Source organism: Maribacter hydrothermalis, from assembly GCF_001913155.1.
Taxonomy (GTDB): Bacteria; Bacteroidota; Bacteroidia; order Flavobacteriales; family Flavobacteriaceae; genus Maribacter; species Maribacter hydrothermalis.
Map to the genome: position 1 here is coordinate 2,956,498 of NZ_CP018760.1, position 21,532 is coordinate 2,978,029.

At 34.3% G+C, this 21,532-nt stretch carries 21 protein-coding genes and 2 tRNA genes; 14 read left to right on the top strand and 9 right to left on the bottom strand.

Annotated features, from left to right (window positions below):
- The first annotated feature begins 37 nt into the window (after positions 1-37).
- Positions 38-1,474: a T9SS type B sorting domain-containing protein gene (locus BTR34_RS12605; RefSeq protein ID WP_068485963.1), complete on the top strand. Its 1,437-nt coding sequence runs from the start codon at positions 38-40 to the stop codon at positions 1,472-1,474.
- A gap of 44 nt (positions 1,475-1,518) precedes the next feature.
- On the opposite strand, the gene BTR34_RS12610 is transcribed toward BTR34_RS12605, so the two are convergent.
- Both BTR34_RS12610 and BTR34_RS18800 read right to left on the bottom strand, forming a co-directional pair.
- The gene (locus BTR34_RS12610; RefSeq protein ID WP_068485965.1) at positions 1,519-3,024 is read right to left on the bottom strand and encodes an OmpP1/FadL family transporter; all 1,506 of its coding nucleotides are present in this window, start codon (positions 3,022-3,024) and stop codon (positions 1,519-1,521) included.
- Between the two features lie 32 nt (positions 3,025-3,056).
- The gene (locus BTR34_RS18800; RefSeq protein ID WP_157483917.1) at positions 3,057-4,349 is read right to left on the bottom strand and encodes a hypothetical protein; all 1,293 of its coding nucleotides are present in this window, start codon (positions 4,347-4,349) and stop codon (positions 3,057-3,059) included.
- A gap of 132 nt (positions 4,350-4,481) precedes the next feature.
- Here BTR34_RS18800 and proS point away from each other — a divergent pair, with 132 nt between their 5' ends.
- The 4 genes from proS to rpsT all read left to right on the top strand — a co-directional run bounded on the left by proS (position 4,482) and on the right by rpsT (position 6,520).
- Positions 4,482-5,957, top strand: coding sequence for a proline--tRNA ligase (proS, locus tag BTR34_RS12625; protein WP_068485971.1), 1,476 nt, complete (start codon positions 4,482-4,484; stop codon positions 5,955-5,957).
- Between the two features lie 78 nt (positions 5,958-6,035).
- A tRNA-Glu gene (locus tag BTR34_RS12630) sits at positions 6,036-6,107 on the top strand.
- 41 nt (positions 6,108-6,148) lie between these two features.
- A tRNA-Glu gene (locus tag BTR34_RS12635) sits at positions 6,149-6,220 on the top strand.
- Positions 6,221-6,268: 48 nt separating this feature from the next.
- Positions 6,269-6,520 (top strand): 30S ribosomal protein S20, encoded by a 252-nt coding sequence (rpsT, locus tag BTR34_RS12640; protein ID WP_068485972.1) that lies wholly within the window; start codon positions 6,269-6,271, stop codon positions 6,518-6,520.
- Between the two features lie 299 nt (positions 6,521-6,819).
- On the opposite strand, the gene BTR34_RS12645 is transcribed toward rpsT, so the two are convergent.
- From BTR34_RS12645 to rho, 3 genes are all read right to left on the bottom strand, one after another.
- The gene (locus BTR34_RS12645; protein WP_068485974.1) at positions 6,820-7,503 is read right to left on the bottom strand and encodes a hypothetical protein; all 684 of its coding nucleotides are present in this window, start codon (positions 7,501-7,503) and stop codon (positions 6,820-6,822) included.
- Between the two features lie 12 nt (positions 7,504-7,515).
- A complete protein-coding gene (locus BTR34_RS12650; RefSeq protein WP_068485976.1) occupies positions 7,516-8,193 on the bottom strand; it encodes a hypothetical protein in 678 nt (225 codons plus the stop codon).
- 205 nt (positions 8,194-8,398) lie between these two features.
- Complete coding sequence (gene rho, locus BTR34_RS12655) at positions 8,399-10,030, bottom strand: transcription termination factor Rho (RefSeq protein ID WP_068485978.1); 1,632 nt, start codon at positions 10,028-10,030, stop codon at positions 8,399-8,401.
- Positions 10,031-10,227: 197 nt separating this feature from the next.
- Here rho and BTR34_RS12660 point away from each other — a divergent pair, with 197 nt between their 5' ends.
- Positions 10,228-10,638, top strand: coding sequence for a DUF4293 domain-containing protein (locus BTR34_RS12660; protein ID WP_068485980.1), 411 nt, complete (start codon positions 10,228-10,230; stop codon positions 10,636-10,638).
- A 101-nt stretch (positions 10,639-10,739) separates the two neighbouring features.
- On the opposite strand, the gene BTR34_RS12665 is transcribed toward BTR34_RS12660, so the two are convergent.
- A complete protein-coding gene (locus BTR34_RS12665; RefSeq protein ID WP_068485982.1) occupies positions 10,740-11,234 on the bottom strand; it encodes a metallophosphoesterase family protein in 495 nt (164 codons plus the stop codon).
- A gap of 134 nt (positions 11,235-11,368) precedes the next feature.
- Between BTR34_RS12665 and truA the strand changes: the two genes are divergently transcribed.
- Positions 11,369-12,118, top strand: a complete 750-nt coding sequence (gene truA, locus BTR34_RS12670; RefSeq protein ID WP_068485985.1) for a tRNA pseudouridine(38-40) synthase TruA — start codon at positions 11,369-11,371, stop codon at positions 12,116-12,118.
- Complete coding sequence (locus BTR34_RS12675; RefSeq protein WP_068485987.1) at positions 12,111-13,877, top strand: ABC transporter ATP-binding protein; 1,767 nt, start codon at positions 12,111-12,113, stop codon at positions 13,875-13,877. The genes truA and BTR34_RS12675 overlap by 8 nt, the downstream gene beginning before the upstream one ends.
- A 4-nt stretch (positions 13,878-13,881) precedes the next feature.
- Here the strand turns inward: BTR34_RS12675 and BTR34_RS12680 are convergent, their stop codons facing one another.
- Positions 13,882-14,667, bottom strand: coding sequence for a diadenylate cyclase (locus tag BTR34_RS12680; RefSeq protein ID WP_068485989.1), 786 nt, complete (start codon positions 14,665-14,667; stop codon positions 13,882-13,884).
- A 54-nt stretch (positions 14,668-14,721) separates the two neighbouring features.
- Positions 14,722-15,546: a dihydropteroate synthase gene (gene folP, locus BTR34_RS12685; protein WP_068485992.1), complete on the bottom strand. Its 825-nt coding sequence runs from the start codon at positions 15,544-15,546 to the stop codon at positions 14,722-14,724.
- A 103-nt stretch (positions 15,547-15,649) separates the two neighbouring features.
- On the opposite strand from folP, the gene BTR34_RS12690 reads away from it, so the two are divergent.
- The 5 genes from BTR34_RS12690 to BTR34_RS12710 are packed head-to-tail and all read left to right on the top strand — an operon-like array spanning position 15,650 to position 19,241.
- Positions 15,650-16,198: a DUF1599 domain-containing protein gene (locus BTR34_RS12690; protein ID WP_068485994.1), complete on the top strand. Its 549-nt coding sequence runs from the start codon at positions 15,650-15,652 to the stop codon at positions 16,196-16,198.
- 8 nt (positions 16,199-16,206) lie between these two features.
- The gene (locus BTR34_RS12695) at positions 16,207-17,304 is read left to right on the top strand and encodes a BT_3928 family protein (RefSeq protein ID WP_068485997.1); all 1,098 of its coding nucleotides are present in this window, start codon (positions 16,207-16,209) and stop codon (positions 17,302-17,304) included.
- A 40-nt stretch (positions 17,305-17,344) separates the two neighbouring features.
- Positions 17,345-18,094 (top strand): triose-phosphate isomerase, encoded by a 750-nt coding sequence (gene tpiA / locus BTR34_RS12700; protein ID WP_068485999.1) that lies wholly within the window; start codon positions 17,345-17,347, stop codon positions 18,092-18,094.
- A 14-nt stretch (positions 18,095-18,108) separates the two neighbouring features.
- Positions 18,109-18,945: a 50S ribosomal protein L11 methyltransferase gene (gene prmA / locus BTR34_RS12705; RefSeq protein WP_068486001.1), complete on the top strand. Its 837-nt coding sequence runs from the start codon at positions 18,109-18,111 to the stop codon at positions 18,943-18,945.
- Positions 18,946-18,965: 20 nt separating this feature from the next.
- Positions 18,966-19,241 carry an ATP-dependent Clp protease adaptor ClpS gene (locus BTR34_RS12710; RefSeq protein WP_068486534.1) on the top strand — a complete coding sequence of 92 codons (276 nt, stop codon included), beginning with the start codon at positions 18,966-18,968 and terminating at the stop codon, positions 19,239-19,241.
- A 115-nt stretch (positions 19,242-19,356) separates the two neighbouring features.
- Here the strand turns inward: BTR34_RS12710 and BTR34_RS12715 are convergent, their stop codons facing one another.
- A complete protein-coding gene (locus BTR34_RS12715; protein ID WP_068486536.1) occupies positions 19,357-19,578 on the bottom strand; it encodes a hypothetical protein in 222 nt (73 codons plus the stop codon).
- Between the two features lie 505 nt (positions 19,579-20,083).
- On the opposite strand from BTR34_RS12715, the gene uxaC reads away from it, so the two are divergent.
- Positions 20,084-21,502, top strand: a complete 1,419-nt coding sequence (gene uxaC, locus BTR34_RS12720; protein WP_068486003.1) for a glucuronate isomerase — start codon at positions 20,084-20,086, stop codon at positions 21,500-21,502.
- Positions 21,503-21,532: the final 30 nt, after the last annotated feature.

Consider the following 21,532-nt stretch of genomic DNA (forward strand, 5'->3'; position numbering starts at 1 on the left):
ATTATATACGTTACGTATACTAATAGCCACACTTTCTATGAGGACACTTATTTGTTCTATATGTTGTTTGTTTCTTTTCTATTGGAATATAACTGCCCAAAATTCAGCCGATTGTAGAACGGCAATCCCAGTTTGTGCAGACCAGCCTATTATGGGTATTGCTGGTGGTACAGGTGATGTTGATGATTTTGATCCAGATGTTATATTGCAAACAGGTTGTTTGGAAAAAGGGAGTCTTGTTTCGGCCAATATTGAGTATAATACATCCTGGTTTGTTTTTAGAGCAGGTACTGGAGGTCAAGTTGGTTTTGATATTGAAGCTTTAGTTTCTTCTGGTTCAACACCCACTGCAGAATGGGATTTTGCCGTATACGGGCCAGATGTAGATTGTACAAGTATTAGTAACGGTACAGCGCAACCTATACGATGTAACTATGAAGTAAATGACACCAATTTTACTGGATTGGGCATAAACCCGGAAAGTGGTCAAGAAGGTGCCGCCTCTTTAACAGGTAGCCAAAATACCTATGATGAATATCTAGATGTACTGCCAGGTGAGATATATTATATACTTATAAATAATTTTGCCGATAACTTTACTGGCGACCCAGAGCCTTTTATGTTAACTTTTACAGGTAATTCGGTTAGGGATGATCAAAATACCGCTTTAGACTGTACGTTACGTGATGAGTTCTTAGGTCTGGATATTATTGCGTGTGAAGGAGATGATGATATTACTATAAGTGCATTGAATTCACCAGCAGGGGCTGATATAGCAAATGTAGAATGGACGGTTGACTATGAAGATGACGGAGTTGTAGATGATACACTTACCGGTTCTGGCGATTATGGCGCAGAATTAGTTGTTGTGAGTCCTAATTCCGGACGCTATTTTGCTTCCATTACCACTATAACTGGAACACCACCTACTGTAAGCGATGATAGTGGTGTATTAATAACCTTTTTTGGGACCCCTATTCTAGATTATGTAGAAACCTTAGATACGAACCTTTCTATTGATCCAGATCAAAATAATGTTGAATTTTTTGTTGAAGGAAACGGAGATTACGAATACGCTATTAACAACGGCCCATTTCAAGATGAGTCTGTTTTTATGAATGTTCCTCCTGGTATTAATACGGTAATAATTAATGATAAGAACGGATGTGGTATAACCGAACCTTTAGAATTTTTAGTTGTAGGGTATCCCAAGTTTTTTACACCTAATGGGGATGGTATTAATGATGGGTGGAATATTTTAGGAATTGAAACCTTAACAAATCCTGTCGTTTTTATTTTTGATAGATATGGTAAACTATTAAAGCAGCTAGCTCCTAATAGTACTTGGGATGGTACTTTTAATGGACAGCAAATGCCTTCTACTGATTATTGGTTTCGTTTTGAATATGGTGAAATAGAGGAGGGGCTACTTGTGGCTAAAACTAGGAAGACACATTTTACTTTAAAGAGATAAAAAAAGGCGCAAAATTTGCGCCTTTTTTATGTTGTCAACCTTAGTTAAAAGTTTATGGTATAACTTAAAGTTGCATTTGTATTTTTTCTGTTAACAAAGGCTGGTGTGGTAAAGCCTGCATCAAATAGTTGTTCACTTATGTCTTGTTGTGAATGACTTAAGGCAAAATCTAATCTGCTACCACCGAAATTATACCCAATTCCTCCAGATAAAGCATTTAAATCTCCAATAGTATTTCCATTAGTGTAGGGGCTTTGTTCAAATCGGTATCCAGCTCTTAAGCTAATTTGTTTAATCCTGTATTCTCCACCCAATCTAAAAGTAGATACCGCTCCAAGAGTATTAGAAATTTGATTATTTACAGTTTGAAAACTTGGGTCACCGGTTGGGCGTAATTCTGCGTTCGAAAAATCTTGATAACCATAGTCAAAACTTAATAGTCCGTCTTTTGCAAAAATAACTGCAATACTACCTGTTAGTTTACCTGGTGTTTTTACAGTGTATCTTTCAAAAAGATTTACAATATTAAAATCTATGAAATTAATCTCATCATCGGCTAAATCAGAATTAATACGTTGAGAAAACTCATCCTCAAATCTGTACCATGTTGGCGATTGATAGCTACCACCAACTCGTACTATTTCATTTAACTTTGCTATAGCACCTAAGCTAAAAGAAAAGCCGTTACCATCTGTTCGTAAGTAATTATCGTAAGTAGATCGTTGTATTTCCGAAGTTGGATCATAGCCACTCTCCGTTAATTGGTCATATTTTGTATAAAGAACATTGTGAAAATTTAACGATGCACCCATATAGATATTCTCTTTAAATTGAGACCCCATATTCAGCGTAAATTTACTGTTATACCCTGTAGTTCTTCTTAGGAATTCTTGATTTACTGTGTTGTAAGTGGTATTGCTAGTATAATCGGTGTTATTATCATCTTGCGCAATTGGGTCTATAATGCCTCCGTAATAACCTAAAAATGTTTGTTGATCACTAAACCCTTGTGCAGAACCAATATCTAAATATGCTTCTTCGAGATATTCGCCATCTTGTAATAGAATAGAACCAAAGGGTGTCCCTTGTGCGTAGCTTAGAAAGTAGCCATCTACACCTTGAGTACTATTTCCTGAAATAGTGTACTTGTTATCAAAATTAGTTACAACATCATAATTAAAAGCTAAGGTAAATTTCTGCCAGTCGGAGTTTGAGTCGGTATTTTTAAAAACAAACGCACCGCCAATTTGATTTAGATCTACTGTGTTATTTTTGGTATCCCTGCTAGTGCCAAAATAACTAGATTGATTATTGGCATTAAACGTTGTGCCAGATACCGTAAATAAGCTATTGTTGAAAACAGCTGATCCTGCAGGATTTACATTTAATGATGACAAATCACCACCTAATGCCCCAAAAGCTCCACCCATAGCTTGAAAACGGGCTGTACCTTGAAGATTTTCTGAACTATAACGTAATACTTCATTAATATTCTGGGCGTTACCGACTGCACATACTGCTAGTACTATGAAAATTATATATCTTTTCATTGCAATAATTTAAAATTTGAAAATAATTGAACTTAGTTGTTTCCTCTGCTACTACTTCTGCCTGAAGAAGACGAACCCGATGATCTGGAAGAACCGCTACTGGAACTCCTTACGGAACCTGAACTTCTAGAACTGCTGCTGCCAGAGCTCCTGTATGAGCTACCACTAGAACTACTTCTTGAGTTACTACTAGAGCTTCTGTAAGATCCGGTATTAGAACTTCTAGAAGATCTACCGGTTGAATAACTATTTCCGCTTCTATAATTGCCACTTGTACTAGAATTTCTATAAGTAGAAGTTCTAGGTGTAACAGTTCTACTGCTCGATGTTCTAGTTCCGGTCGAATTCGGATTTGTATAATACCTATTGGAACTTCTTGCTGCTGAAGAGCTATATCTTGGTGTAGCTCTTGTGCTTCTACTAGTTCTATAGGCTCTATTTTGGTCCACGCCAACAGTTCTTCTGGTTGTTGAATTGCCAGTGTAAGTTCTTGAACTTCGAGTATTTGAAGTGCTACGTGCAGTAGCAGTACGTGAAGTAGTACTTCTGTAACGTGGAGAATCTCCACGTGTGTTTACATTTGACCTACCTCTTAATGCATTAGAAGTTATACCGCTATTGGTTGTTGTTCTAGTATAGTTGCCTCTTCTAGAGTTGTTGTATGCATAGCTTCTATTGTGGTAGCCATTATTTCTATTATAGTATCTATTGCCATAACCATAACCATAACCATAACCGTATCCATATCCATAATAAGGATAGTTCCATCCATAACCGAAACCTGCATATCCGTATCCGCCCCAGCCCCAATTGTTCCATCTATTAAATCTCCAAGGATTATTCCATCCATAACCGTACATGCCATAACCACCATATCCGCCATAACCCCAAGAATTCCAGCCGTAAACAGGATGGGCCCATCCGATAAGTCCGCCATATCCCCAGTTGTTCCATCCGTTATCATATATATTGATACTCACGTTAGCGTTGTTATCGCCCCATCCACCATAGCCTTGGTAATCATTTTCACTAGTATAATAATCTGTTAACTGTTCTTGTGGAATGCTATCATTTACCATGTTGCTTGAGTAAGAGTCAACATCTGTAAATATTTCACTATCTAATATTTCATCATATTGATTAGCTTTTTCTCCAAAATAGTCTGAATAGGTGTCTGATTCTGGATTATTTTTTCGTTGCTCTGGTCTTCTTTCTACTACGGTAACATTACTATCAGAATAGATTCCATCATTATCATAGTATGAAGATTGTTGATAAGAGCCGCATGATGCCACTAAAATTACTAGTGTCACCAACATTGCCATGTTGCGAAGTTTGTTGAGGGGTAAAGAATATATCATCGGATCAAAATTATATTGTTGAACATATTAAAAATAACTAGTTTTACCCAATTATTATATTGTAATATTCACAAAATTTGTGCCAAAGTCTAGATAATGAGTAAAAATTTGACCAAGAGAAGCGAGGATTATTCCAAATGGTATAATGAGTTAGTAGTGAAGGCAGATTTGGCCGAGAACTCAGGTGTTAGAGGTTGTATGGTTATAAAGCCATACGGTTACGGTATTTGGGAAAAAATGCAGGCAGGATTGGATAAAATGTTTAAAGAAACGGGCCATGAAAATGCATATTTTCCATTATTTATTCCAAAATCTTATTTAAGTAAAGAGGCTAGCCATGTTGAAGGTTTTGCAAAGGAATGTGCTGTAGTAACACATTATAGACTAAAGAATGCTGAGGATGGTAGCGGAATTATTGTGGATCCAGATGCTAAATTAGAAGAAGAATTAATTGTAAGGCCAACTTCTGAAACTATTATTTGGGATACGTATAGAAAATGGATACAATCGTATAGGGATTTGCCTTTGCTTATTAATCAATGGGCGAATGTAGTTCGATGGGAAATGCGCACAAGGTTGTTTTTAAGAACTGCGGAGTTTTTGTGGCAAGAAGGGCATACCGCTCATGCAACTGAACAGGAAGCAATTGCCGAGGCAGAGCAAATGATGAATGTATATGCTGACTTTGTTGAAAACCATATGGCCGTACCTGTTATAAAAGGTACAAAAACGGAAAGTGAAAGATTTGCTGGAGCAATAGAGACGTATTGCATTGAAGCATTAATGCAAGATGGAAAAGCACTACAAGCAGGAACTTCACATTTCTTAGGTCAGAATTTTGCAAAGGCCTTCGATGTTAAATTTGCGAATAAAGAAGGAGGTAAAGAGTATGTATGGGCTACTTCTTGGGGCGTTTCAACTAGATTAATGGGAGCATTGGTTATGACACATAGCGATGATAACGGCTTAGTAATTCCTCCAAAATTAGCACCAATACAAGTAGTAATTGTGCCAATTTATAAAGGGTTAGATCAGTTAGATGAAATTTCTGAAGCAGTTATGCCTTTGGTGAAAGAATTACGATCTAAAGATATTTCTGTGAAATTCGACAATAGAGATACGCACAAGCCAGGTTTTAAATTTAATGAGTATGAGCTTAGGGGGGTGCCAGTTAGGTTGGCTATAGGACCTAGAGATTTAAAGAATGGCACTTTTGAGGTGGCTAGACGAGATACATTGGAGAAAGCAGTAGTTAATGCAGAAGATATTGTTGCAAAAATTGAGTTTTTAATGGAAGATATTCAGAGAAATATGTACCAAAAAGCATTTGATTATAGAGCTTCCCATATTACAGAAGTTGATACTTACGATGAATTTAAAAAAGTTTTAGAAGAAAAAGGCGGATTTATTTCTGCTCATTGGGACGGAAGTAAAGAAACTGAAGAACGTATAAAAGAAGAAACAAAAGCTACGATAAGGTGTATTCCTATTGATGCTAAAGAAGAATTAGGTGTTTGTATGGTAACAGGTAAACCATCTAATAAAAGAGTATATTTTGCTAAAGCGTATTAATTTTTTTAAAAAATAATAAACAGGTGTTGCGATAGTAAAAAATATTTGTATTTTTGCATCCGCAATTGCGCAAAGTATGGTCCGTTCGTCTAGGGGTTAGGACGCCAGGTTTTCATCCTGGTAACAGGGGTTCGATTCCCCTACGGACTACAAATTTAATTTTGGATGTATTTCCAAAGCAGTGACATAATGGTCCGTTCGTCTAGGGGTTAGGACGCCAGGTTTTCATCCTGGTAACAGGGGTTCGATTCCCCTACGGACTACAAAAATAGAATGGATGAAAATCCGAAGAAATTATAATAAATTATAAAATGGCAAATCACAAGTCGGCATTAAAGAGAATTAGAAGAAACGAAGCAGTTCGTTTACGTAACAGATATCAGCATAAAACTACACGTAATGCTATCAAGAGATTGCGTGCAGAAGAATCTAAGAAAGATGCAGAGGCTCTTTTTCCAAGTGTTGTTAGTATGATCGATCGTTTAGCTAAACGTAATATTATACATGATAACAAAGCTGCCAACTTAAAAAGTAAATTGGCAAAGCACGTAGCTACATTGTAAATTTCTGCTATTATAATATTTTAAAGCCTTCCAATTTGGAAGGCTTTTTTTGTTGGGCTTTTAATTGTTGTGCTATTTCTTTTTAAAGTACTTTATTAGATATTGTTTTTCTTTTCATTGGTATTCGAAATCTTCTTATTATTAAATAAAAGCCAATAATAAAACACAGGTAAATTATTCCAATAGATGCATGATGGAAATAAATAATGTCATATTCCATAAAAACATCATATCTATAAGTCATACTAAATTTTTCCGCACGTTATTATTTTATAGTTGGTATTCTGTTTAAATTTTAATTATCTAAATGCCAGTTTGCGCCCTTTTAAGAACCCAATAATAAAAAGGCTGTACATTACTACTATTAAGATTCTTAAAACTGATTTTAAATCATACGCTATCCAGGTATCATAGTCAGTATAACCTATTACATAAATGATGGGAAAAATCGAATAAAATAGTACTAATGAAAAGCTTACCCAGAACATTAGATTATGTAATTGAAATAGGTCCTCTTTTTGTTGAACTTTATCTACAAAGTACAGTATAATAATACTTACTAATAACCATGCGCTTATGGCTAATGCATAAAATAAGTTTGTTTCAAGTGGATTTTGATATAGTGTACTAATGGAATATGATAAGAGACTAATTATGGTACTAATTATAATCCATTTTTTAAAGTTTTTATTTTCTATAAGCTTATAGTAGACATAGTAAAAGAAACAAAAGAAAATAATGGCATATATATTATATATAACATCATTGTAATTACTGTATTTTATATTACTAAAAAAAGAGATTTCATCAAAATTCCTCACTAAAAAACCCAACACCTCATTAAAAAAGGTGTATGCAATTATAATGGGAAAGTATTTTAGTGCTGTATCATAGTATTTTCTGTATGTTGCCAGAGATATAAATAAGGTTACGGCATAAACGAACATGTAATAATTTTCCTTTATAAAAGATATAGTAAGCATGTCGCTTTTATTTTAAAAATCAGTTTTTGGTGGAGGTCCGCCTTGACCAAAATTAAAAGCCAAACTTTTACTTCCCTGTAGACTTGTTTTTAAGGTAAAGTTTGGAGCAATACTGGCTTCAGATTTTTGAGTTTTCTCTATCGCTAATCCTAAACCGTCATTTGCAGTGGCTTTCCAATCTTTAATAAGTTCAGCTTTACCATCACTACCTATGAAGAAACCGTAGTTGATGCCTTTTTCATCTAAGGTTGGTACCATAAATATTGAATTCTGTCTTTTGTGAACAACTTTTTTTCCATTTGGAAACTTATCATCGTTGGCGTAGTTTGCAAAATACAATCGTAGTTTGGTAATTTTTTTAACTCCGCCGGCAGCTGCTTCTTGGTCTAAATAGGCCATGTACTGTTTCATTGTTTCATAGTCAAAATCAACAAAACGCGATGCTTCGAATTTTTCTTCGGGAAGCCGCTGTTGTGTTTCATAGGCTTCAATAATACCTACTCTGTGTTTTGAATAATTATTATATATATCGTTAGCCTCGTCTAACGATATAATATTTGCGGGTGTTTCAACAATCGGTGGATCTTTGTGGTCAGGTAAACTATCTTTCTGTTGTTGATTGCAGCCAAAAATTGTAACTAGTGCCAAAAAACATGCACTTTTAAAAATCATTGAGGATGGTTTTTTCATTTTCTGAGAATTAAGAAGATTACTAATGAAACAGAAAAAAGAATTTGGGGAGATTTCTTTTCTAATATATTAAAGATATTAAAAAAAAGTAGTGTTGAGGGTTTATAATGAGTTTTAATAAGGATAACTATTTAAGAATCAGGTAAAACTAAAAATCCCGATCTCATCTTGAAATCGGGATTTAAAATATAATTGAATATGAATTCTATTGATTCATAGTCATCAAGAATTCTTCATTATTCTTAGTTTGCTTAAAACGTTGCTCAATAAATTCCATTGCTTCTACAGGGTTCATATCTGCAAGATATTTGCGCATAATCCACATACGTTGCAAGGTATTTTCATCAAGTAGCATGTCATCTCTACGAGTACTGGAAGATGTAAGGTCAATTGCAGGGAAAATTCTTCTGTTCGCAATCTTACGATCTAATTGAAGCTCCATGTTACCGGTACCTTTAAATTCTTCAAAGATAACCTCGTCCATTTTAGAACCAGTTTCTGTCAATGCTGTAGCAATAATGGATAAAGAACCTCCACCTTCAATGTTACGAGCTGCCCCAAAGAATCTTTTTGGCTTGTGCAAGGCATTAGCATCAACACCACCACTTAATACTTTACCAGATGCTGGTTGAACCGTATTGTAGGCTCTTGCCAAACGTGTAATGGAATCCAAAAGGATCACTACATCATGCCCACATTCAACCAATCGTTTTGCTTTTTCTAAAACAATATTTGCTACGCGTACATGTTCTGTTGGTTCTTTATCAAAAGTTGAAGCAACTACTTCACCACGCACATTACGTTGCATATCGGTAACTTCTTCTGGTCGTTCATCAATTAATAATATTATTTGATAAACTTCTGGATGATTTGCTGCAATACCGTTGGCTATATCTTTTAAAAGCATGGTTTTACCAGACTTAGGTTGTGATACGATCATACCTCTTTGTCCTTTTCCTATTGGGGAGAACAAATCGATAATACGAGTAGATATTGTGCTTTGACGTTCTGCCAAATTGAATTTTTCTTGTGGGAATAACGGAGTCAAATGCTCAAAAGATACACGATCACGAACTATCTGTGGGTCTATACCGTTAATTTTGTTCACCTTTATTAGAGGGAAATACTTTTCTCCTTCTTTTGGAGGTCTTACATTTCCTAATACCGTATCCCCAGTTTTTAACCCAAAAAGACGAATTTGCGATTGCGATACATAAATATCATCAGGCGATGATAAGTAATTGTAATCTGATGAGCGCAAAAATCCGTAACCATCTTGCATGATATCTAATACCCCTTCACTGGCAATAATGGAATCGAACTCATACTCAGGCTCCTTATATCTGTTTTTTAAATCCTTGTCAAAATTGCTTTTATCATGAGGAGTCCTAGGGTTAGGTTTTTTGTTTTGATTATTATTTTGAGGAGAATTCTTTTGGAACTCCTTTTTATTATTAGGCTGATTTGCAGGTTTTGGCCTAGGTCGTGGTCTAGGTTTTGTGGTATCTGCAGTTTCCTTAGAATCTTTTTCAAGGATATTTTCCTTTTTTACAGTCTCTTGTTTACTGCCCTCTTTTGGTGCATTAGCTGCTTTTGGTGCAACACGCTGTCTAGGCCTTGGTTTTGGCTTTGGTTTTTCCTCGGTTGGCTTGTTGCTTTCTTCTGTAATTGTAGGGGCAATGGCCGCAGCTACTTTAGGATTGGCAGCTTGTAAGTCTAATATTTGGTAGACTAAGTCTAATTTTTTTAAGGTTTTAAATTTAGGAACCTTTAGACCTTTAGCAATTTCCTGAAGCTCAGGTAGCTTTTTTGATTTTAAATCTGAAATCTCAAACATTAAGTAGTTGAATAAATTATATGTGATTTGTATTGTAAGAAGTAAATTTTTATTTTGGATAAGCCTAAGGAATGTTTTCCTTTAGTTGGTAAGTGTTACAACAAGATAACGTAGCAATATTACAAATTATTTTGAACAAAAGTGCAATAATTTTTGAAAAGACCTGTATTTTTGCAACGTAAACTGGTAATTGATTTATGATTCAAAGAATACAAAGCCTTTATTTGATAGTTGTAGCAATACTTACAGGTGTTCTACCGTTCTTCTTTAACCTATGGATAGATATCGATGGTATTGAAGTATTTGCAACTAATGAAATGCTTATTTCTATTGCCTTTTATGCAAGTGCTGTTCTCGCTGTTTGGGCCATAGTACAATTTAAAAATCGAAAAAATCAGTTTGTAATTAACAGACTGAACATGATATTGAATGTTTTTTTATTAGGATTTTTCGTTTATCGATCACTAAACTTATCCGGAGAGGCTTTGGTCTCTGAGAAGGGTATTGGGATGTTGATTCCAGTATTTTCTATCGTTTTTTTAGTCCTTGCAAACAGGGCTATAAAAAAGGATGAAGATCTTGTAAAATCTGTTGATCGCTTGCGTTAAGCCTAAAACCTTAGTAGTATTAGTGCGTTAAACCCGGGGTAGTTTCCGGGTTTTTTATTTTAATTGTATTACAAATGAATTCAATGAAAAAACTTCAGGTTTTATCGCTTACCTAACTCAATTACTTCCAAGTCTTTAATATTATTACCCTCTATAATAAAACGTAGCATAGTCCTTACTTGGTGAAAACCATGTTTTCCACATGCTCCTGGGTTCATATGTAGTACCCCTAATTTTTTGTCCATCATTACTTTAAGAATATGAGAATGTCCACAAATGAATAATTTTGGAGGATTCTCTTTGATGATATCTCTTGTTCTACTATTATATTTAGGGGGATATCCTCCTATGTGGGTAATAAGTACATCAACACCTTCGCAAAAAAATCTATTATGCTCTGGGTATTCTTTTTGAATGATATGGTCGTCAATATTCCCATAAACACCTCTTAAGGGTTTTATTTTTGAAATAGTATCTGTCACGGCTAAAGAACCAATATCGCCAGCATGCCAAACTTCATCAGCCCAATGTACATGTTTTAAAATAGCTTCATCTATATGCGAATGTGTGTCAGAAAGTAAAAGAATTTTGGTCATTATAGATTTCAATTTTAACAAGGAAATAGATTGGTATTATCAAGCAACTAAAATTCTTACTTGACTTTGCTGAATCGAATTTTAAACCGTATCCTTTTTAATATCTTTGTGCTATACAAAACTAGCAGATCCCATTGAATTTCTTCATTCAATTTTCATACTTCGGTAAATCATATCATGGTTGGCAAAATCAACCAAATGCCATAACTATTCAAGAAGTGTTAGAAAATGCAATGTCTACATTATTGAATAATCCTATCTCTTTAATGGGAGCGGGCCGTACGGACACTGGGGTTCATGCCAAAGAAATGTATGCCCATTTTGAAATAGAAACCTTTGAGAATATTCCTGAGTTTGTATTTAAATTAAATTCATTCTTACCCAATGACATTGCTGTTGAACGTATTTTTGAAGTTAATGTAGATGCCCATGCTCGTTTTCATGCCACGGCTAGGACTTACGAATATCATATCTCTAGAAAAAAAGATCCGTTTTCTATAGACAATGCATATTTTGTTAAAAAAGATTTAGATGTTGAGCAAATGAATATTGCGGCCAAACTTCTCTTAGGGAAAAGAGATTTTGAGTGTTTTTCAAAATCGAATACCGATGTATTTACGAATATATGCGATTTAAAAGAAGCATATTGGATTGAGAAAAATGACATGCTGATCTTTACAATTACCGCAGATAGATTTCTTAGAAATATGGTCAGAGCCATTGTCGGGACACTAATAAATGTTGGTTTAGGAAAATACTCGGCGGACTATGTTAATACCATATTAAAAAGCAAGGATAGAACAAAAGCGGGCGTTTCTGTTCCTGCAAAAGGGTTATATTTGACCTCTATTGTTTACCCCAATACTATTTTAAAGAATGGATAAGGATACTGGCAAAGCATTTGACACTCGTCTTTTTAAACGCTTAATAGCCTACACCAAACCGTATAGACTTACTTTTTACGGGGTGGCGCTTGCAGCTATTTTATTATCTGGTTTTGCAATTCTTACCCCATTAATAGTAAAGAAAATCATTGATGATGCTATAAAGGGTAGTGATAGTCAAATGTTGTTGAATCTTACAATAGCCATGTTGGTGGTTTTAATTGGTCAAGTAATAAGTCAACTTGCATTTAATTACTACGCTAATTGGTTGGGTGAATCGGTTATTAAAGATATTCGCATTAATTTGTTTAAAAAGATGCTTTCATTTAGGATGAAGTATTTTGATAACTCATCTTTAGGTGTTTTGGTTACCAGGGCGGTTGCGGATATGCAAAGAATTGGGGAAATATTTAGTCAAGGCTTTTTCGTAATTGTTGCAGATTTATTGAAAATGGTCGTTGCTGCTATTATCATGTTATTTATAAATTGGAAACTTTCTTTGATTGTTTTCGCTTTGTTACCTATTATCCTTTACGCAACAAGATTGTTTCAAAAAGCCATGAAAGTGGCATTTACAGAGGTAAGGGCAGAGGTTTCTAATTTAAATTCATTTGTACAAGAGCGTATTACGGGAATGAAAATAGTTCAGCTATTTACTCGCGAAAAAATTGAAAGCAACAAGTTTAGAGAAATAAACGAAAAACATAAAAATGCTTGGTTGAAAACAGTTTGGTACAACTCTATTTTCTTTCCAATAGCTGAAATAGTTTCTTCTTTAACAGTAGGTTTAATTGTTTGGTACGGTGGATTGCAGAATGTTGCAAATATATCCACTGATATTGCGGGAACTATCTTTGCTTTTATAATGCTTATAGATTTATTGTTTAGACCACTTAGACAAATTGCTGATAAATTTAATACCCTACAAATGGGCATGGTCGCAGCAAACAGAGTATTTAAAATTTTAGATACGGATAGTCATATACAAAATGTGGGTACTTATGAAAGTGGAGCTTTTAAAGGGGACATTAAATTTAATAATGTTCGTTTCGGATATTTAGAAGACGAAGAGGTATTGCATGGAATATCTTTTGAGGTAAAAGCAGGAGAAACGGTAGCAATAGTAGGTTCTACTGGGGCTGGTAAGAGTACTATAATTAATCTTTTAAATCGTTTTTACGAGATTAATTCGGGTGAAATAACAGTTGATGGAGTTGATATTAAAGAGTACAATTTACCTTCTTTACGTTCGAATATTGCGGTAGTATTGCAAGATGTGTTTTTGTTTGCAGATACGATTGCCAACAATATATCACTAAAGAATCCTGAGATTTCTGTAAACGATATTGAGAATGCGGCAAAAGCAATTGGTGTAGATACTTTTATATCTAGTTTGCCAGGCGGTTATGAGTATAATGTAAAGGAAAGAGGTACAATGCTTTCAAGTGGTCAACGTCAATTAATTGCTTTTCTTAGAGCATATGTAAGCAACCCCAGTATACTAATTTTGGACGAGGCTACATCATCTGTAGATACCTATTCTGAACAATTAATACAATTAGCTACAGATAAAATTACCCAAGGCAGAACATCTATAGTTATAGCTCACAGGTTGGCTACTATTAAAAAAGCCGATAAAATTATTGTGATGGATGCCGGTAATATTGTTGAAACTGGAACTCACAAACAATTGCTAAAAAAAGGTGGGTACTACAGTAATTTATATGAAGCTCAGTTCTTAGCAGAGGAGGTAGCTTAGCGATTTATATTAAATCTTGTTTTAGCATAGTGCCAAGCTGCGTAATTGAATCATACAGTACAAACTCTCCATTTTTAATATATGAAATCAATCCTGTTTCTTCACTGACAACGAGGCTTAATGCATCGGTCTTTTCGCTGATTCCAACTGCTGCTCTATGTCGCAGACCAAAACGTAATGGAATATTTCGTTCGTTTGATACCGGTAATATTACACGTGTAGCCACAACGTAATTGCCAACAATTACAGCAGCACCATCATGCAATGTACTGTTCTTATAAAAAATACTTTCAAGAATTGGTTGGTTAATTTCAATATTCATGCGGTCTCCCGTGCTCTTTATGAAATCTAAGGAGTTGTTTCGTTCTATAACTAAAATAGCTCCGGTTTTACTACTCGCCATTTTTTCACAGGCTTTTAATATGGCATCTACATCGGTGTCGGTAGATATTCCTTCCTGTTTTAAAAATTTAAAATGCTTTACGAAGTTTCTCTTATTTGCAAAATTGGTAGAGCCGATCATTAAAAGAAATTTTCTGATCTCTTGTTGAAAAACAATTATTAGTGCAATTAAACCTACTTGCATAAAGGCTCCAACCATGCTGCTGATCATTTGCATATCTAATAATTCAGTCAATTTCCAAAATGCCCAAACTATTACAATTCCAATAAAAATATTGATGGCAACAGACCCTCTAACAAGTTTGTAGATGTAGTAAAGAAGTACGGCAACAAAAATGATGTCTAGAACATCCGTAATCTTAAAGTCAATAAAATTTAAAAAATCCAATAAGTACCGTTTTAGTAAAATTAAGAAATTAGATGACAAGAAATCAATTTAAACTTAGGCATTTAATTGTTCGTATAGTTTTACACATTCTACGGCTTCTTTAACATCGTGTACTCGTACTATTTTTGCGCCCTTTTGTAAACAAACCATATGTAGTGCCGTAGTGCCGTTTAAAGCCAGGTCAGGAGTTGTACCTACTATTTTGTAAATCATTGATTTTCTACTAATACCTACTAGCAATGGGTGTTCAATACCATTCATTAATTCCAAATGATTTAAAAGCTCATAGTTCTGTTCTAGGTTTTTTGCAAATCCAAAACCTGGATCTATAATAATATCCTTAATTCCTAAAGCTTTTGCAGCTGCCAATCTTTCGGAAAAGAAGTAAAGTACTTCTTTTAAAATATCTTTATAATCTGTTTGTTTTTGCATGTTTTGTGATGTGCCACGCATATGCATCATAACGTACGGCACATTTAATTTGGCTACTGTGCTTAGCATTTTTTCATCCTGTAATCCTGCGGAAATATCATTAACAATCGCAGCGCCATTACCTATGCATTCGTGTGCAACCTTGCTTCTAAAAGTATCTATTGAAATTATGGTGTTTGGAAAATTCTTTTTAATTAAACTAACAATAGGTAAAATTCGTTTTAATTCGGTTTCCTCGTTAATTTCTAAAGCGCCAGGTCTAGAACTATAGGCACCAATATCAATAAAGGTGGCACCTTCTATATGCATTTTTTCAACCTGATGTAATATACTTGTTTCATCCTTATATTTTCCGCCATCAAAAAAAGAATCTGGAGTAACGTTTAAAATGCCCATTACCTTGGGCTGGTCTAGTGATATGAGTTTACCGTTGCAATTTATGGTCATCATCAATTATTATCAGGAAATTGTGGCATTTTCCAAGTTTAAACCATCAATCTTGATGGTTACAATTTTTTAAGCGAAATTTACACAAATTAGATAGAATTACATGCTAGATACGGCAAAGGAATACGATGAGGTCATTCAGGTTTGTTTAAATCTGTACCAGAAAAAAATGTCAGATTACGGTAGTGCTTGGCGCATATTAAGGTTGCCATCATTAACTGATCAAATTTTTATAAAAGCACAGCGCATACGTGGTCTTCAAGAAAATGATGTCCGTAAGGTTGACGAAGGTGAGCGACCGGAGTTTGTTGGTATCATCAATTATGCTGTAATGGCTTTAATTCAGCTTGAATTAGGTGTTGCCGATCAACCAGATCTATCTACTGAAAAAGCTGTAGAATTATATTCTAAGCACATCACAATCACAAAAGAACTTATGCTGAATAAAAATCACGATTATGGTGAAGCTTGGCGAGATATGAGAGTAAGTTCCCTTACAGATTTAATTTTGCAAAAACTACTTCGTGTTAAACAAATAGAAGATAATAAAGGTAAAACTTTAGTAAGTGAAGGTATAGATGCCAACTATCAAGACATGATCAATTACGCAGTTTTTGCATTGATACATTTAGGTTCAGAATCAGAAAAATAATAGAAAGAATGAAGTATTTAGTAGGTGTTATTAGAATTTTTGTCGGAATTCTTTTTATTATAAGTGGTTTCATTAAACTAAATGATCCTGTTGGCTTCTCCTTTAAGTTAGAAGAATATTTTAGTCAAGGCGTTTTAGATCTTCCTTTTTTAACTCCGTTTGCATTGGCAATTTCAATTCTTGTAGTAATTGTTGAGGTAATGGTTGGGGTAATGTTAATACTAGGCTACAAACGTAAACTAACCGTTTGGACTTTATTGGCAATGATTATTTTCTTTACGTTCTTAACTTTTTATTCTGCATATTTTAATAAAGTAACCGATTGTGGTTGCTTTGGTGATGCTATAAAGCTAACACCGTGGGAATCTTTTACAAAAGATATAGTGCTGTTGGTATTGATACTGATAATTTATGCCGGTAGAAAGTATATTACGCCATTAGTAAAGCCAAAATTATTGATGACGGTTTTATTAGTTTCCTTCCTAGCTTGTATCGCCTATGTAAATTACGTGTTAAACCATTTACCGGTTATTGATTTTAGACCATATGAGATAGGTAAGAATATAGAAGAGGGTATGAGTATACCAGACGATGCTCCTAAGGCCATATTTGAATATAAATGGAAATTCAACGTAAACGGTAAAGAAGAAGTTCATATTACTACAGGAGATTATCCTACAGTAGATGGGGAGTTTATAGATGTTGAAACAGAAGAGATTCAGGCTGGTTATGAGCCTCCTGTTCATGACTTTACCATAGAACAAGAAGGTGAAGATTTCGCAGCTTCTTTATTGCAAGAGCCAAAGTTGGTCATGGTGATCGCCTATGATTTAAGGAAATCAAATTTAAAAGAGTTCACGAATATCAAATCTGTAGTCGAAAAAGCATTAAAGGCTGGATACAAAGTAATAGGAATGTCGGCATCCGGTCCTGATCAAACGAATGCCCTGGTAAAAGATTATAATTTAGATTTTGAATTTTACTTTACAGATGAAACTACGTTAAAGACCATTGTCAGGTCTAACCCTGGAGTTTTAGTTTTAGAGAAGGGTACCATAAAACAAAAAGTACATTACAACGATTTGGAAGATTTAATATTCAATTGAGATTAGAAACGGAAATAGTATAATTAGAAATATAAAAAACATGAGAGCAAAAATAGTAGCAGGTAACTGGAAAATGAATAAGAATTTGGCTGAGACTGAAAAACTTTTAGCAGAGTTGTCGGCAAAATTGCCAGATACCAATGCAGAAGTTATGGTTGCGCCAACATATGTAAATTTGTTTAGTGCGGTGCGTGCTTTGGAAAGTTCTAAAATAGAAGTTATAGCGCAGAATATGCATTTTGCTGAAAATGGTGCTTATACAGGTGAAATTTCTGCAGATATGTTATTGAACATCGGTATCGATACAGCAATTATTGGACACTCGGAAAGAAGAGCTTATTTCGGAGAGGATGATAAAATTCTTTCAAAGAAAGTGGCAACCGCTTTGGATAAGGGGGTTCGTGTTATGTTCTGTTTTGGTGAGGAATTAGAAGATCGTAAATCTGGAAACCATTTTAAATTAGTTGAAAGTCAGTTAAAGAACGTTCTTTTTAATTTAGAGCCGTCTGCATGGTCTAATATTATTTTGGCTTATGAGCCGGTATGGGCAATTGGAACAGGTGAGACTGCTTCTCCTGAGCAAGCTCAAGAAATGCATGCATTCATTCGTAAAACTATTGCTGAAGCCTTTGACGCTACTATAGCAAATAACGTTACTATTCTTTACGGTGGTAGTGTAAAACCAGGTAATGCTGAAGAAATTTTCTCTAAACCAGATGTTGATGGTGGTTTAATTGGCGGTGCATCTTTAGTTGCAGACGATTTTATCGCTATCATTAAAGCTATTTAAGGTCGTATTTCTACATGAGCGATACAGTATATATGGAATACCGTTTTACGGTAGAACCAAAAGATCCAGCTTCAGACCTACTTATTGCAGAATTGGGTGAGGTTGGGTTTGAAAGTTTTGTTGAAGAAGATGATGATGTTTTGGCATACATTCAAAAAACTGAATGGTATGAGGGTATGTTGAAAGAGTTGCCAATTTTGCATAATCATAGATATAAGTTTACCTACTATTATAAAGAAATTGAGCAAGAGAACTGGAATGCTACTTGGGAGCAAAATTTTCAACCTATTATCGTTGATGATATTTGTATGATAAGAGCTCCTTTTCATGAGGCTATTGATGTGAAGTATGATATTGTCATTGAACCAAAAATGAGTTTTGGTACAGGTCATCATGAAACTACACATATGATGCTGCAACACATTTTACAGTTAGATGTAAAAGGAAAAACTGTTCTGGATATAGGTAGCGGTACTGGTGTTTTAGCAATTTTAGCAGGTATGAGAGGTGCTACTACCATTGATGCCATTGATATTGATAACTGGTGTTATTTGAACGCCAAAGAGAATGTTGAGCGTAACAAAATAGACTTCATTTCGGTATATGAAGGTGATGTTGCGTTGTTGGAGGGTAAGAAGTATGATTTGATCATTGCAAACATCAATAGAAACATCTTGTTGGCAGATTTGCCTAGCTATGTAAAATCATTAAATGCAGGGGGTGTTTTATTGTTAAGTGGTTTTTATACCGAGGATTTAGAAATGATTACCGAAAAATGTACTGATTTAGCGTTAAAGTTCGAAAAAAACCTTGAACGCAATAATTGGGTTGCCGCAAAATATGTAAATTAGAAGGTATTAATTGGAATATGATGAGCACAAGAGAAGAAATTTCCGAAGAATTACTTTTAGAAGAAGAAACGGTTCAACAAAATGAGATCGTTCTTTTTAATGATGAGGTCAATACATTCGACCATGTTATAAATACATTAATGTCCGTTTGTGAACATTCACCTGAACAGGCGGAGCAGTGTTCTTTAATAGTTCATTACAAAGGCAAGTGTACGGTGAAAACCGGTGAATATGAGGAGCTGAAGTCGCAGTGTTCTAAATTATTGCAAGCAGGACTTAGTGCAGAAATTGTTTAAATTAAGTTTAGTTAGGCTGTTAAAATAAAAAAATCCCTTGATTTGCTTCAAGGGATTTTTTTATTTCAATTTAACTCGTAAAAGAAATTTTAATAAGTCTGTAAATTTATCAAGCTTATACTAAAGGTACTCCGTTCAATCGTTTTTCAATCTTCTTCTTTTTAGCTGTAACTTCTTTCATTACATCCATTAAGCTAGAATCTTTCGTTTCCTTATATATTTCATTAATGCTTAAAATAAGAGCTTTTGCCTCTCTCGACGCTTCTACTCGGTCACTAGTAGACATATTACTCATTTTTCGACCTATAAATTCTTGAGCTTTTTCAAGTAACTCCATGTGCTTCTTTTTTTTCAAAGTTAACATAATATTCAAATTACGCAATTCTTTGTCAATTGTATGTAGTTATGAGGGTATTAGATAATAGTATTTATGAACAATTTAACGTATTAAGATAGTTTTGACCCCTTTTTTCTTCTGTTGCCAGAATCTTTCAAAGATTTTACACATTATATAAGTAATTAATCAAGTGATAGCTATAAGAATAGTATATAAATCAATTTTATAAATTCATTTATTACAAATCGGGTAAATATATTCCCAATAGTTTTTATTTTATGATATATTTTACTGATTTATTTGCTTAATCTTTAAAATAGGATATATTCGTGTAATCGATTACATAAATTTATTAAACATTTTAAAGCAGGTGCAATCCGTAAATTTAGACATGAAAATATACTATTAAGTAAGTGTAAATAATAAAATAAAATTAGATGATGTCTTTAAATTAAAAAGTTGAAGTATTTTAATTGGCAGGAAGTAAACAGACAAATTAAAATTAATGAGTAAATCCATTGTAAAAAATAGCACTTTTATCACAGATGATTTTCTTTTAGAGAATGAATTCTCGAAACGGTTATTTCATGAGTATGCATCACAAATGCCCATCATAGATTACCACTGCCATTTGCCGCCTAATGAGATTTCAAATAATAGACAGTTTGAAAATTTGACGAAAGTATGGAACGACGGCGACCATTATAAATGGCGTGCAATGCGAACTTTTGGCATTGATGAGAAGTATATTACCGGCAGCGCTCCAGATAAAGAGAAGTTTCTTGAATGGGGCAAGGCTGTGCCCTATACGTTAAGAAATCCGCTGTATCATTGGACACATTTAGAACTGCAACGCTATTTTGATATTGATTTACTATTAAATGCCGACACGGCTAACGAAATTTATGATGATGCTACTGCAAAACTTCAATCGCCAGATTATAGTTGCCAGAGTCTGATTAAAAAAATGAACGTAGAGGTTATTTGCACCACAGAAGATCCTATTGATAGTTTGGATAATCACGTAAAACTAAAGAATAGTAATTTCAATGTAAAAGTAAGCACGGCCTTTAGACCAGATAAAGCGATTGTAATTTCTAGTGATTCGTATCTTGAATATGTAGAAAAACTGTCGATAGTAAGTAAGGTTACCATTAATTCGTACAAGTCTTTGTGCGATGCGCTTGTGTTACGTTTAGATTACTTTGAAAAAAACGGCTGCACGTTGTCTGATCATGGTTTAAGTTATGTTCCGTTCAGGTCTTTTACAGATGCGGAGATTGAACATATTTTTCAGAAGAGAACAGAAAGAAAGCAATTATCTTTAGAGGAAGACGAAAAATTTCAAACGGCTATATTATTATTCTTATGTGAGCAATATCATTCTCGTGGATGGATTCAGCAATTTCACCTTGGCGCATTACGAAATAACAATGCAAGAATGACCCGAATTCTTGGTCCGGATACTGGTTGGGATTCAATAGGGGATTATTCTCAGGCAAAAACTCTTTCAGGCTTTTTAAATGCTTTGGATTCAAAAGATAAACTTACCAAAACTATTTTGTACAATCTAAATCCTGCAGATAATGAAGTATTGGCAACCATGATAGGTAACTACAATGATGGTAAGGTAAAAGGCAAAATGCAGTTTGGTTCTGGGTGGTGGTTTATGGATCAAAAAGATGGTATGACCAGACAACTGAATGCATTGTCTAATATGGGCTTAATTAGCTGTTTTATTGGGATGTTGACAGATTCAAGATCTTTTCTTTCATTCCCAAGGCATGAGTATTTTAGGAGAATTGTTTGTAACCTCTTTGGACAAGAAATGCAAAGAGGTGAACTACCCCAAGATTTTGAATTGGTGGGTAAAATAATTCAGGATATTAGTTATAATAATGCAAAAGAATATTTCAAATTTTAATCATAATAGTATCGGTCTTTTCTCATCCGA